Genomic DNA, 12566 nt, shown 5'->3' on the forward strand with positions numbered 1-12566 from the left:
CCCCGGCGGTGCGCGTGCCGAAGGGCCCGCGCGCCGCCCTCCTGCTCGCCCTGTCCGCCGCAGTGCTCGTGCTGCTGTGCGCCCTGTCGATGACGTTCGGCGCGCTGAGCGTCCCGCCCGGCCAGGTCTGGGACACGCTGCTAGGCAACGCGCCCAACGCCCGCACAGACAACGTCATCTGGTCCGTACGACTGCCCCGCACCGCCCTCGGTCTGGCGACCGGCGCCGCACTGGGCCTGTCGGGCGCGCTGATGCAGGCGCTGACCCGCAACCCGTTGGCGGACCCGGGCATCCTGGGCGTCAGCGCGGGCGCCGCCTTCGCCGTGGTCGTCTCCGTCGGTGTCCTGGGCATCGGATCCGCCTACGGCTACATCTGGTTCGCCTTCGCCGGCGCTTTCGTCGCCAGTGTCCTCGTCCAGGTCCTGGGCGGACTGGGCCGGTCGGGCAGCACGCCGGTCAAACTCGCCCTCGCCGGCGTCGCGGTGACCTCGCTGCTGTTCTCGCTGACCAGCGCTGTCGCCCTGACCGACCCGGACGCCCTGAACCGCTACCGGTTCTGGTCGGCGGGTTCGCTGGCCGACCAGGACACCCAAGTCCTCCTGCGGGTCCTGCCGTTCCTCGCCGTCGGCGCCGTCCTCGCCCTGGCCTGCGCCCCCGCGCTGAACCGCCTGGCGCTCGGCGACGACGTGGCGAAGTCCCTGGGGCTCAGGATCGGACTGGTCCGCACCCAGGGCGTGGTGGCCGTCACGCTGCTCACCGGAGGCGCCGTCGCGGTCATCGGACCCGTCGTCTTCGTCGGCCTGGTCGTGCCGCACATAGCCCGCGTCCTGGCCCAGCACGCCGGCCTCGGCCCCGACCACCGCTGGCTGCTGCCCCTGTCGGCCATCCTCGCCCCCTGTCTGCTCCTGGCCGCCGACATCGCCGGACGCCTCATCGACCGGCCCGTCGAGATCCAGGCCGGGGTCCTTGTCGCCTTCATCGGCGGGCCGTTCTTCATCGCGCTGGTCCGGCGCCGACGCCTCGCGGAGGTGTGAGTCCATGACGGCCCAACTCGACCGCCTGACCTACCGGTTCACCACCCCGCCCGTCTCCGGTGTACTGAACCCCCGGCTGCTCGGCGGGTGCGCGGGACTCGCGGCCGCCGCCTTCCTGGCGTTCTGCGTCGAGGTCTCGGTCGGGGACATCCCCCTCCCGCTCACCGACGTGCTCCAGGCCCTGTTCGGCGCCGGCGACCCCGGCACGCAGCTCATCGTCCACGAACTTCGCCTGCCACGCGCGCTGGCGGGACTCCTCGTCGGCATCGCCTTCGGCGTCTCCGGCGCCCTCCTCCAGACGCTGACCCTCAATCCGCTGGCCAGCCCCGACATGATGGGCATCACGCAGGGCGCCGGCACCGCGGTGGTCGCCGGGATCGTACTCGGCTGGGACGCGGGACTGAGCACCCAGTCCCTCGGCCTGATCGGCGCGTTGTCCGCCGCCGCGCTCGTGTACGCGCTGGCGTGGAAGCGGGGCGCGACCGGCTACCGCATCGTCCTCGTCGGGATCGGCGTCGCCTGGATCTGCACCAGCGCCACCGACTACCTCATGGCCCGCGGCCAGCGGTTCCAGGCGCAGGCGGCACTCGGCTGGCTCGTCGGCAACCTCAACGGCCGTACCTGGGACCAGATCGGCCCGCTCGCGACGGCCGTGGCGGTACTGGTCCCCGCCGCTCTGCTGCTGGGACGGCAGCTGCGGATGCTGCAACTCGGCGACGACGTCGCCCGGGGCCTGGGGACACGGGTGCAGACCGTACGGGTGGCCGTGCTCCTCGTGGCGGTCGGCCTGGTCGCCTTCGGCACCGCGGCCGCCGGTCCCGTCGCGTTCGTGGCGCTCGCCGCCCCGCAGGTGGCCCAGCGGCTGGTGGGCACCGCGTTCCCCCCACCCGTGGCCGCCGGGCTGACCGGCGCCGTCATGGTCCTCGTATCCGATCTCGCCGCACGCAAGCTGATCCCGGACACCGAGCTTCCCGTCGGGATCGTCACCGGCGTGCTCGGCGCGCCCGTGCTGCTGTGGCTGCTCGTCCGCGCCAACCGCGCCGGCTCAGGAGGCTGACCCGTGTCATCCAAGCGTGAAGCTTCTTCCGCGGGGCCCGAGTTGCGGGCCGAAGGGCTGCGCCTCGCGTACGACGACCGGGTGGTCGTCGAGGACCTCGACGTGGTGATCCCCACCGGGCGTATCACGGCGATCGTCGGCGCGAACGCCTGCGGCAAGTCCACCCTCCTGCGCGCGCTGGCCCGGCTGCTGACCCCCAAGGCGGGCGCCGTCCACCTGGACGGCCGCTCGGTGCACTCGATGCCGACCAGGGTCCTCGCCCAACAGCTCGGCATCCTTCCGCAGTCGCCTCTCGCCCCCGAGGGACTGACCGTCATCGATCTGGTGGGGCGCGGCCGTTCACCGCACCAGACGTGGTGGCGGCAGTGGTCGTCCGCCGACGAGGAGGCCGTGCGGGAGGCGCTGCGGGCCACCGCCATGACCGACCTCGCCCACCGGGCCGTCGACGAACTCTCCGGCGGACAGCGCCAACGCGCCTGGATCGCCATGGCCGTCGCCCAGGGCACCCCGGTGATGCTGCTGGACGAGCCGACGACATATCTCGACCTGGCCCACCAGATCGACGTCCTGGACCTGATCACCGACCTCAACCGGCAGCAGGGCCGCACGGTCGTCATGGTGCTGCACGACCTCAACCAGGCCTGCCGGTACGCCGATCACGTGATCGCCATGAAGGCCGGCCGGATCGTCGGCGAGGGTGTTCCCGCCGAGGTCGTCACGGCCGCGACGGTGGAGGACGTCTTCGGGCTGCGCTGTGTCGTGGGCGAGGATCCGGTCAGCAGGACCCCGATGGTCGTCCCGATCGGACGGCACCACGAAGGTGTCGATCAGTCGGGGGCCCGCACCTTGAGCACCTGATCGTCGACGTACAGAACCTCCAACTGGCGGTCCGCGCCGGGGACGCTGAGCGCGAGCCGACGCCCCTGCGCGTCCGCCGTCGCCCAGCGGCCGGTGCGCCGCCCGGGTGCGTCGGCGCGGCCGAGAGGGCGGTCCGTGAAGGTGCCGTCCGCGGCGAACTCCAGCCCACGGCGACCGCGTGCGGGCGGCAGCGGATAGCCCGCCGGGCGGTACACCGTGACGCCGGGGGAGTCCTCCTCGTACGCGTGTACCCATGTTCCGATCAGTTCCGGCGGCGGACCGCTCATGGCCGGGCACCTCCTGATCTGTGGCAGGTTAAACCGATACGGAAGGCAACGCCGTACTTACGGCGGAATCTGTGATTCTGCTTACCGTGTCCGTTCCGTCGCCCTACGGTAAACCTCAACGGGCCCGCTCCACCCTCACCTCCGCGCCGTTGCGGTGCGGCCATCTCCAGGCGGTGCAACGTGCCCGAGAACGAGACCGACGAGACCACCCCCGCCCCCGCACACCGTGTCTGCGGCACGATGCCGGTGCACCGGCGGCTGCTGACCGAGGACCCCTCGTACGCCGACAAGCGGGACGCGGTGGAGAACCGGGCCTTCGCCTTCGAGCAGGGCCTGCGGACCCCGGCCCGCGACGAGGTGACGGTGATCCCCGTCGTGGTGCACGTCATCCACCACAGCCCCGAGCAGGACATCGGCGACGAGCAGATCACCAGCCAGATCGACGTCCTGAACCAGGACTACCGGATGCGCAACAAGGACGTCGCGGAGGTGCCCGCCGTCTGGACGGAGCTCACCGCCGACTGCCGCATCGAGTTCCGGCTCGCCGACCAGGACCCCGACGGGCTTCCCACCACCGGTATCACCCGCACCCAGACCGCGGCGGACACCTTCGGGATGGACGACGGGATCAAGTTCACGGCGAGCGGCGGACAGGACGCCTGGCCCTCCGATCGGTACCTCAACTTCTGGGTGGCCCCGCGCCTCTTCGACCCCCAGGTCGGAGAGATCCTCGGCTACGCCCAGTTCCCGGGCGGTGCCGCCGCCACCGACGGAGTCGTCATCGCCCACAGCTTCGTCGGTACGACGGGCACCGCGTCGCCCCCGTTCAACCTCGGCCGCACCGCCACCCACGAGGTGGGCCACTGGCTCAACCTCTTCCACATCTGGGGCGACGACGGGCAAGGCTGCAGCGGCAGCGACTTCGTCGCGGACACCCCCAACGCGGGCGGCCCCAACTTCGGTACGCCCAGGTTCCCTCATGTGACGTGCAACAACGCGCCCGACGGGGACATGTTCGTGAACTACATGGACTACACCGACGACGTGGCCATGTTCATGTTCACCCAGGGGCAGGCGGCCCGCATGGACGCCACCCTGGAGGGACCGCGCTCGTCGTTCCTCCAGGCGAATTCGTAGTCACCGGTCCCGGGCGGCACGCAGCAGATGATCGCGGACCAGCGCCACGTGCGGATTGCGGGCAGCGCCCGGGCGCTGCACGAGGAAGCCGGTGTTGATGGGCGGGTCGTCCGGATCGTGGAGCAGGACGAGCGCGCCCGAGGCCAGCTCGGCCGCGCACAGATAGCGGGGGAGCACCGAGAACCCCGCACCGCCCATGACCGCTGCCTTCACCGCGTTCAGGTCGGGCATCGTGACCGCGGGGTCACGCACCAGACGCTTGCCGAAGACATGCCGCCAGTAGCGGCGCACGATGGGCAGGTCCTCGGCATACGCGACCAGGGGGACGCCGTGCAGCGCGGCCGCCCCCTCCGTCGCGATCCGGGCCGGAGAGCCGATCCGCTCCGCCCGCTCGGGGTCGGCGACCAGCACGAACTCCTCGTCGTTGAGGGGCACCGAGGCCAGGGTGCGGCCGCGCGGCCGGAAGGTGGCGATCACCAGGTCGTGGCGGCCCGCGCGCAGATCCTCCAGGAGCGGCTCGGTCAGACCCGGGGTCACGCGCAGCCGTACGCCCGACTCCACCAGCGGCGCGATACCGGGCAGGACGGAGACGGTGAGGAACTCGGCCGGGCCGGCGAGGTGCACGGGCTCGGCCGGGGCGTCGTCCGCTCCCGTGACCGTGGCGAGCGAGTCCAGGGGGTCGACGATCCGGGCGGCGAGCTCGTCCGCGTAGGGCGCGGGCGCGACACCGCGGGCCAGCCGTTCGAACAGCTCGCGGCCCAGTTGCCGCTCCAGGGCGCGGATCTGGGTGGTGACCGTGGGCTGGGACAGTCCGAGGAGCCGGGCGGCGGCGGTGAAGGAACCGGTGCGGTACACCGTCAGGAACGTGCGGAGCAGATTCAGGTCCAACGGTGCCGCGACCGGGTGGTGATTGGATTCCCTATCTCTCACATACGTGAGCCTATTGGATTCCTATGGGTGGATCGACTTACCGTCAGACCATGGCAAAGATCCTCTTCGTAATCACCGGCGTCGACCACTGGACGCTGGCCGACGGCACTCAGCACCCCACCGGCTTCTGGGGCGAGGAGGCCGTCGCCCCCTACGAGGCCTTCAAGGCCGGCGGTCACGAGATCACCGTGGCCACCCCCGGTGGCGTCGTCCCCACCGTCGACAAGGGCAGCCTCGCCGCCGAGGTCAACGGCGGTCAGGAGAACGCCGACCGGATCGCGGGCGTCATCGCCACGGCGACCGAGATCCAGAACCCGATCCGCCTCGAGGACGTGCACCTGGACGACTACGCCGCCGTCTTCTACCCCGGCGGCCACGGCCCCATGGAGGACCTCGCGGTCAACACCGACTCCGGTGAACTGCTCACCAGCGCCCTGGAGTCCGGCAAACCCCTCGGCGTCGTCTGCCATGCCCCGGCCGCGCTGCTCGCCGCGGTCAAGGCCGACGGGAGCAACTCCTTCGCCGGGTACAGGATCGCCGCCTTCACCAACGCCGAGGAGGCCCAGGCCGGCTTCGCCGACAAGGCCAAGTGGCTCCTCCAGGACCGGCTGACCGAGGCCGGCGTCCAGGTCCAGGTGGGCGAGCCGTGGGTGCCGAACGTCGTGGTCGACCGCAACCTGGTCACCGGCCAGAACCCGGCGTCCTCGGCCCCGCTGGCCGTGGAGCTCCTGAAGAAGCTGGGCTGACTTCACCGGAGTGCCGGACCACCGCAGTGGTCCGGCACCGCGCTCACCCAGCCGCCCGGAACGACCGCAGCCGCAGCGAGTTCCCCACCACGAACACCGACGAGAACGCCATCGCCGCACCGGCCAGCATCGGGTTCAGCAGCCCCGCCGCGGCCAGCGGCAGCGCGGCCACGTTGTAGGCGAAGGCCCAGAACAGGTTGGACCGGATCGTGCCGAGGGTCCGGCGGGCGAGCCGGATCGCGTCCGCCGCCGCGCGCAGGTCGCCGCGGACCAGGGTCAGGTCACCGGCCTCGATCGCCGCGTCCGTGCCCGTGCCCATGGCCAGCCCCAGGTCCGCCTGGGCGAGCGCGGCCGCGTCGTTGACGCCGTCGCCGACCATCGCGACCGAACGGCCCTCGCCCTGAAGCCGCTTGACGACATCGACCTTGTCCTGCGGCAGCACCTCGGCGATCACGTCCTCCGGCGCGATACCGACCTCGCGGGCGACGGCCCGCGCCACCGCCTCGTTGTCACCGGTCAGCAGGACCGGGGTCAGCCCGAGCGCCCGCAGCCGCGTGATCGCCTCCGCGCTGGTCTCCTTCACCGCGTCGGCCACCTCGAGGACCGCCCGCGCCTCGCCGTCCCAGGCGACCGCGACGACCGTACGACCGGACGCCTCGGCCCGCGCCTTCGACCGGGCAAGCTCCACGGGCAGTTCCATCGCCCACTCGGCCAACAGCCTTTCCCGGCCGACGAGTACCGCGTGGCCCTCGACGATGCCCTGCACCCCGAGCCCCGGCACGTTCGCGAAGTCCTCGGGCGTGGGCAGCGCACCCAGCTTCTCCAGCGCCCCGTCGGCCACCGCCCGGGCGATCGGGTGCTCGGAGGCGTGCTCCAACGCGCCCGCCAGCCGCAGGACTTCGGCCTCCTCCGTACCGGCCGCGGTGTGCACGGTCAGCAGAGTCATCCGGCCCGTGGTGACCGTGCCCGTCTTGTCGAGGACGATGGTGTCGACGTTGCGCGTGGACTCCAGGACCTCCGGACCCTTGATGAGGATCCCGAGCTGCGCGCCACGCCCCGTGCCCACCAGCAGCGCGGTCGGCGTCGCCAGCCCCAGGGCGCACGGGCAGGCGATGATCAGTACGGCGACCGCGGCGGTGAAGGCGGCCGTCAGACCGGCCCCGTTGCCGAGCCAGAAGCCGAGGGTGCCCAGCGCGAGGGCGATCACGATCGGCACGAACACGGCGGAGATCCGGTCCGCCAGCCGCTGAGCCGCGGCCTTCCCGTTCTGCGCGTCCTCCACCAGCTTCGCCATCCGCGCCAACTGCGTGTCCGAGCCGACCCGGGTCGCCTCGACGACGAGCCGTCCGCCGACGTCGACCGTGGCACCGGCGACCGCGTCGCCCTGAGCGACCTCCACCGGCACGGACTCGCCGGTCAGCATCGACGCGTCCACCGCCGACGAGCCCTCGACCACTGTCCCGTCGGTCGCGATCTTCTCGCCCGGGCGGACGACGAAGCGGGTGCCGACCTTCAACTCGCCCACCGGAACGGTCTGTTCACTGCCGTCCGCTCGTAGCACGGTGACGTCCTTCGCGCCCAGCTCCAGCAGCGCCCGCAGCGCCGCACCCGCCTTCCGCTTGGACCGCGCCTCGAAGTACCGTCCGGCCAGGATGAAGGCGGTGACACCCGCGGCGGCCTCCAGGTAGATGTTCCCGGCACCGTCACCGCGAGCGATCGTCAGCTCGAAGGGGTGCGTCATGCCCGGCGTCCCCGCGGTCCCGAGGAACAGCGCCCACAGCGACCAGCCGAACGCGGCCAGCGTGCCGACCGAGATCAGCGTGTCCATCGTCGCCGCACCGTGCCGCGCGTTGGTGAACGCCGCCTTGTGGAAGGGCCATGCGGCATACGTCACCACGGGCGCGGCGAGGGTCAGCGAGAGCCACTGCCAGTACTCGAACTGCAGGGCCGGGATCATGGCCATCGCGACGACGGGGGCGGCGAGGAGCACCGCGGTGACCAACCGCTCGCGCAGCGACCGGAGTTCGTGGTCCACCGGCTCGCTCGAGGGTTCCTCCGGCACGGGTTCCTGCGCGGTGTACCCGGTCTTCTCGACGGTCGCTATCAGGTCCCGCACGGTGACCTCGCCGCTGTAGCCGATCTTCGCCTTCTCGGTGGCGTAGTTGACGGTCGCGGTCACCCCGGCCATGCGGTTCAGCTTCTTCTCGATGCGTGCGGCGCACGAGGCACAGGTCATGCCGCCGATGGCGAGCTCTACCTCGGCAGGGGCTCCGGTCGCGGTGGTGGTCATCGCTGCTCCTTGGAGAATACGGGGCGGGGGTATCTGTGGCACATACTCCTGTATACCCATGGGGGGTATCAAGGGCAAGCGGTTCGAAAGGGTTGACTTGATACCCCCTAGGGGTATCGTCAGCTGTATCGAGGCCTCGTATCCAAGGCGGAGGCCGTGTTCTCCAGGAGCTGGCCATGCATGCAGGACTCAAGATCTCCGCGTTCGCCGCGGCGCTGGCCGCGACGTTCGGCACCGCGTACGGCGTGGGCAAGGGCATCGACCCGGTCGTCACGGAGAGTGCGCCCGCGAGCCACGAAAGCCACGAAGAGTCGCCGGAAGGCGATGGCGACGCAGGTGGCGGAGGCGGCAGCCACACGCCCGGGGGACTGCAGATCTCCGAAGGCGGCTACACCCTCGACCTGAAGACCCCGAGCGTCGCCGCCGGACAGCGGGCCGAGCTGCGGTTCGCCGTACGCGACGCTAGCGGCCGTGCCGTCACCGCATACCGGCGTGAGCACGAGAAGGAACTCCACCTCATCGTCGCCTCACGCGACCTGGTCACCTACCGCCATCTGCACCCCACCCGCGCCGCCGACGGCACCTGGAGCATCCCCGTCGAGCTGCCCCGCGCCGGCGGCTACCGCGTCTTCGCCGACTTCACGCCGGCGAAGAAGGGCGCCGAGAACCTCACCCTCGGCGCGGACCTGGCGGCCTCGGGCTCCTACGCGCCGCAGCGGCTTCCGGCGCCGAATGCCACAGCCGAGACGGACGGCTACGAGGTCGAGCTGAGCGGCGGCCTGCGCCCGGGCGGCGAGAGCGAGGTCAAGCTGACGGTCTCCCGTGACGGCAGGCCCGTCACCGACCTCCAGCCCTACCTCGGCGCCTACGGCCACCTGGTCGCCCTGCGCTCCGGCGACCTCGCCTACCTCCATGTCCACCCCAACGGTGAACCGGGCGACGGGAAGACCGCGTCGGGCCCGGGTATCTCCTTCACCGCCACGGCGCCGAGCAAGGGCGCGTACCGCCTGTTCCTGGACTTCAAGCACGAAGGGCAGGTCCACACGGCGGCGTTCACGGTCAGGACCGGAGCGGAGGCGGGTACGCATGCCGACGAGGGCGGCCACGGCCACTGACTCAGATCCGGCCCAACCGCCGCTGCCTGCGCGGCAGCAGTCCCGGATACAGCCCGCCGACCACCGCCGTCACCACCCCCAGCGGCAGCTGGGCCGTCGCGTGGAGGTACGAGGTCGAAGCCCAGCGCATCGGCGAAGAGCAGCCGGGCCGGGGCGAGCAGCATCGACAGCGGCAGGGTCCGGCGCTGGTCCGCCCCGGCGATCATCCGGGCGATGTGCGGCACGGCAAGCCCGACGAAGACCAGCGGGCCGACGGCGGAGGCCGCCGCTCCACAAGGCAGCGCCCCTGCGGCCGCTTGTTCCAGGGCGAGCGACACCTTCGGCGAGGAGCAACCCTGAACTTCTGGCGGCGCGTTCTGTCGTGACCGTACTCAGCCCAGCGCGCGATCCAGGTTGAACGCCGCGCTGATGAGTGCGAGATGCGTGAACGCCTGCGGGAAGTTGCCCTGTTGTTCGCCGGTGTGGCTGATCTCCTCGGCGTACAGGCCCAGATGGTTGGCGTACGTCAGCATCTTCTCGAAGGCGAGCCGTGCCTCGTCGACCCGGCCGGCGTGCACCATCGCCTCGACGTACCAGAAGGAGCAGATGGAGAACGTGCCCTCGTCACCGCGCAGTCCGTCGGGGCTGGCCAGCGGGTCGTAGCGGTAGACCAGGGAGTCGGAGACCAGCTCCTGGGTGAGCGCGTCCAGAGTGGACAGCCACTTGGGGTCGGTCGGGGCGATGAACTTCGTCAGCGGCATCATGAGGACGGCCGCGTCCAGCACGTCGCCGTCCTCGTGCTGCACGAACGCCTTGCGGGTCTCGGACCAGCCGCGGCTCATGATCCGCCGGTAGATCGTGTCGCGGCACTCCAGCCAGCGCGGCAGGTCGGCGGGCAGACCGCGGCGGTTCGCCATGCGGATCGCCCGCTCGATCGCCACCCAGCACATGAGGCGCGAGTACAGGAAGTTCTTGCGGCCGCCCCGGGTCTCCCAGATCCCCTCGTCGGGCTGGTCCCAGTGCTCGCACACCCACTCCACCAGGGCGCACACATCGTCCCACTGGTCGCTGGAGATCGGCTTGGCCCACTTGTCGTAGAGGTAGATCGAGTCGATCAGCGCGCCGTAGATGTCCAGCTGGAGCTGGTCCGCCGCGGCGTTGCCGATCCGCACCGGCGCGGAGCCCTGATGCCCTTCGAGGTGGGGGAGTTCGGACTCGGTGAGGTCGGTGCGGCCGTCGATGCCGTACATGATCTGCAGCGGTCCGGAGGGTTTGCCGTCGCCCGGACTGACGTGCTTGGTCACGAAGTTCATGAACGCCTCGGCCTCGCCGGTGAAGCCGAGCCGCAGCAGGGCGTACACACAGAACGCGGCGTCCCGCACCCACACGTACCGGTAGTCCCAGTTGCGTTCCCCGCCGAGCTGTTCGGGCAGGCTCGTCGTCGGCGCGGCCACGATCGCGCCGGTCGGCGCGTAGGTGAGCAGCTTGAGGGTGAGGGCCGAGCGGTGCACCATCTCCCGCCACCGGCCGCGGTACTTGGAGGCGGAGAGCCAGCGGCGCCAGTAGGCGACCGTGCTGTTGAACTGTTCCTCGGCCTCGGTGCGGGCGCACCTGCGCGGGGTCACCTCACCGCCGACCTGGTCCAGCGCGAACACCGCCGACTCGCCCTCGGCGAGCTTGAAGTCGGCGCGGGCGTCGTGGCCGTCGGTCTCCAGCGGCACGGTCGCGGTCAGGCCGAGCGACAGCTGCTCGGAGTCGAAGACGGCGACGTCGCCGACCATGCGCACGGTGTGCGGCTGCCTGCCGTAGTCGAACCGCGGGGCGACACGGGTGCGGAACGGGATGGAACCGCGTACGCACACCACCCGCCGGATCAGCCGGTGCCGTTCGGACTCGGCCGACTCGCCGTCCACCGGCATGAAGTCCTGCACCTCACCGACACCGTCCTCGGTGAAGAAGCGGGTGATCAGCACATTGGTGTCGGGGAAGTAGAACTGCTTCGTCTTCGCCGGCACCGACGCGGCGAGCTCGAAGGACCCGCCGCGCTCCGCGTCGAGGATCGAGGCGAAGACGCTGGGGGCGTCGAAGGCCGGGCAGCAGTACCAGTCGATCGTGCCGTCCGTGCCCACCAGCGCCACGCTCCGCAGGTCGCCGATCAGCCCGTGCTCGGCGATCGGCAGATACGGCTGGTCCGGCTCGTCCCTAGGTGTTGCGCTCATCGCGGCCTCCCTGGAACCAGCCTAGGTCGGTTCGGCCAGGCAGGTGCGGCGAACGGACTCAGACCGCGACGACCCGGATCCCCGCCTCCTCGAAGCGCCGCACGGCGTCCTCGTCGGCCGCCGTGTCCGTGACCAGGGTGTCCACCGCGTCGGCCGCGCAGATCCTGGCGAACGCCCGCTGCCCCAGCTTGCTGGAGTCGGCCGCCACGATCACCCGCTCGGCGCGCTCGCACAACAGCCGGTTGACCGCGGCCTCGGCCTCGTCGTGCGCGGCCGCGCCGTGCGTGGCGTCGAAGGCGACCACACCGAGCACCGCCACGTCGATGGTGATCTGGCTCAGTACCCCGTCGGCGAGCGGCCCGATGAGCTCGTACGACTGCGGACGCGCCACCCCGCCGGTCACCACGATCTTGAACTGCGGGCGTACGGCCAGCTCGTTGGCGATGTTCAGCGCGTTGGTGACGACGGTGAGCGCGGGGGAGCCGGACGCCAGGTCGGGGCGGACGGCCAGGGCGCGGGCCACCTCGGTGGTGGTCGTGCCGCCGGTCAGGCCCACGGCTGTGCCAGGGGTGAGGAGAGCGGCGACGGCCTTGGCGATGCGCTGCTTCTCGGAGGCGTGCCGGGCCGTCTTGTAGCGCAGCGGCAGTTCGTAGGACACGCCGTGCACGACCGCGCCGCCCCGGGTGCGCACGAGCATCTGCTGCTCGGCCAGCTGGTCGAAGTCGCGGCGGATCGTGGCGGACGAGACCTCCAGTTCGGCGGCGGCATCCTCGACGTCCAGCCGGCCGCGCTCCACGAGAAGTTCCAGCAGCGCTTTCCAGCGGGCGTCGCGGGACATCCGCGCCCTCCATTCCTCGATCTCTCCGTGACCCTAGCGCACCCCGATGTCACTCGAATGCTTGATTCTGCTCGAA

At 71.2% G+C, this 12566-nt stretch carries 12 protein-coding genes and 1 pseudogene; 6 read left to right on the forward strand and 7 right to left on the reverse strand.

Annotated features, from left to right (window positions below; translation table 11 throughout):
* Positions 1-8: 8 nt before the first annotated feature.
* From ACWD3I_RS22215 to ACWD3I_RS22225, 3 genes are read left to right on the forward strand one after another with little or no spacing between them, the layout of a single operon-like run.
* The gene (locus ACWD3I_RS22215) at positions 9-1034 is read left to right on the forward strand and encodes a FecCD family ABC transporter permease (protein ID WP_365413831.1); all 1026 of its coding nucleotides are present in this window, start codon (positions 9-11) and stop codon (positions 1032-1034) included.
* A gap of 4 nt (positions 1035-1038) precedes the next feature.
* Positions 1039-2091, forward strand: coding sequence for a FecCD family ABC transporter permease (locus ACWD3I_RS22220; RefSeq protein ID WP_365413829.1), 1053 nt, complete (start codon positions 1039-1041; stop codon positions 2089-2091).
* 3 nt (positions 2092-2094) lie between these two features.
* The gene (locus tag ACWD3I_RS22225) at positions 2095-2949 is read left to right on the forward strand and encodes an ABC transporter ATP-binding protein (protein ID WP_365413827.1); all 855 of its coding nucleotides are present in this window, start codon (positions 2095-2097) and stop codon (positions 2947-2949) included.
* On the opposite strand, the gene ACWD3I_RS22230 is transcribed toward ACWD3I_RS22225, so the two are convergent.
* Positions 2919-3236 (reverse strand): hypothetical protein, encoded by a 318-nt coding sequence (locus tag ACWD3I_RS22230; protein ID WP_365413825.1) that lies wholly within the window; start codon positions 3234-3236, stop codon positions 2919-2921. The genes ACWD3I_RS22225 and ACWD3I_RS22230 overlap by 31 nt on opposite strands.
* Before the next feature lie 180 nt (positions 3237-3416).
* Here ACWD3I_RS22230 and ACWD3I_RS22235 point away from each other — a divergent pair, with 180 nt between their 5' ends.
* Positions 3417-4373 carry a zinc metalloprotease gene (locus tag ACWD3I_RS22235; protein WP_365413823.1) on the forward strand — a complete coding sequence of 319 codons (957 nt, stop codon included), beginning with the start codon at positions 3417-3419 and terminating at the stop codon, positions 4371-4373.
* Here ACWD3I_RS22235 and ACWD3I_RS22240 read toward each other — a convergent pair whose 3' ends face one another.
* Positions 4374-5303, reverse strand: a complete 930-nt coding sequence (locus tag ACWD3I_RS22240) for a LysR family transcriptional regulator (protein WP_365413821.1) — start codon at positions 5301-5303, stop codon at positions 4374-4376.
* 50 nt (positions 5304-5353) lie between these two features.
* Between ACWD3I_RS22240 and ACWD3I_RS22245 the strand changes: the two genes are divergently transcribed.
* Positions 5354-6049: a type 1 glutamine amidotransferase domain-containing protein gene (locus ACWD3I_RS22245; protein ID WP_451084144.1), complete on the forward strand. Its 696-nt coding sequence runs from the start codon at positions 5354-5356 to the stop codon at positions 6047-6049.
* A gap of 43 nt (positions 6050-6092) precedes the next feature.
* Here ACWD3I_RS22245 and ACWD3I_RS22250 read toward each other — a convergent pair whose 3' ends face one another.
* On the reverse strand, positions 6093-8339 hold the full coding sequence (locus tag ACWD3I_RS22250; protein WP_365392730.1) for a heavy metal translocating P-type ATPase: 2247 nt from the start codon (positions 8337-8339) through the stop codon (positions 6093-6095).
* 176 nt (positions 8340-8515) lie between these two features.
* Here ACWD3I_RS22250 and ACWD3I_RS22255 point away from each other — a divergent pair, with 176 nt between their 5' ends.
* On the forward strand, positions 8516-9454 hold the full coding sequence (locus tag ACWD3I_RS22255; RefSeq protein WP_365392728.1) for a hypothetical protein: 939 nt from the start codon (positions 8516-8518) through the stop codon (positions 9452-9454).
* 1 nt (position 9455) lies between these two features.
* Here the strand turns inward: ACWD3I_RS22255 and ACWD3I_RS22260 are convergent, their stop codons facing one another.
* The 4 genes and pseudogenes from ACWD3I_RS22260 to ACWD3I_RS22275 all read right to left on the reverse strand — a co-directional run bounded on the left by ACWD3I_RS22260 (position 9456) and on the right by ACWD3I_RS22275 (position 12490).
* A complete protein-coding gene (locus ACWD3I_RS22260) occupies positions 9456-9584 on the reverse strand; it encodes a hypothetical protein (RefSeq protein WP_365393249.1) in 129 nt (42 codons plus the stop codon).
* Positions 9585-9609: 25 nt separating this feature from the next.
* Positions 9610-9771 (reverse strand): annotated as a pseudogene (locus tag ACWD3I_RS22265) (iron chelate uptake ABC transporter family permease subunit); the annotation flags it as partial.
* Between the two features lie 54 nt (positions 9772-9825).
* Positions 9826-11652: a glycoside hydrolase family 15 protein gene (locus tag ACWD3I_RS22270; RefSeq protein WP_365392725.1), complete on the reverse strand. Its 1827-nt coding sequence runs from the start codon at positions 11650-11652 to the stop codon at positions 9826-9828.
* A gap of 58 nt (positions 11653-11710) precedes the next feature.
* The gene (locus tag ACWD3I_RS22275; protein ID WP_365392723.1) at positions 11711-12490 is read right to left on the reverse strand and encodes a DeoR/GlpR family DNA-binding transcription regulator; all 780 of its coding nucleotides are present in this window, start codon (positions 12488-12490) and stop codon (positions 11711-11713) included.
* Between the last annotated feature and the right edge of the window lie 76 nt (positions 12491-12566).

It is taken from the genome of Streptomyces sp. NPDC002817 (assembly GCF_053592055.1).

Excerpts from the sequence above, each read along its gene's own strand:
- ACWD3I_RS22220 (WP_365413829.1), top strand. The coding sequence starts at position 1,039 with ATGACGGCCCAACTCGACCGCCTGACCTACCGGTTCACCACCCCGCCC.
- ACWD3I_RS22230 (WP_365413825.1), bottom strand. The coding sequence starts at position 3,236 with ATGAGCGGTCCGCCGCCGGAACTGATCGGAACATGGGTACACGCGTAC.
- ACWD3I_RS22245 (WP_451084144.1), top strand. The coding sequence starts at position 5,354 with ATGGCAAAGATCCTCTTCGTAATCACCGGCGTCGACCACTGGACGCTG.
- ACWD3I_RS22250 (WP_365392730.1), bottom strand. The coding sequence starts at position 8,339 with ATGACCACCACCGCGACCGGAGCCCCTGCCGAGGTAGAGCTCGCCATC.
- ACWD3I_RS22255 (WP_365392728.1), top strand. The coding sequence starts at position 8,516 with ATGCATGCAGGACTCAAGATCTCCGCGTTCGCCGCGGCGCTGGCCGCG.
- ACWD3I_RS22260 (WP_365393249.1), bottom strand. The coding sequence starts at position 9,584 with ATGCGCTGGGCTTCGACCTCGTACCTCCACGCGACGGCCCAGCTGCCG.
- ACWD3I_RS22270 (WP_365392725.1), bottom strand. The coding sequence starts at position 11,652 with ATGAGCGCAACACCTAGGGACGAGCCGGACCAGCCGTATCTGCCGATC.
- ACWD3I_RS22275 (WP_365392723.1), bottom strand. The coding sequence starts at position 12,490 with ATGTCCCGCGACGCCCGCTGGAAAGCGCTGCTGGAACTTCTCGTGGAG.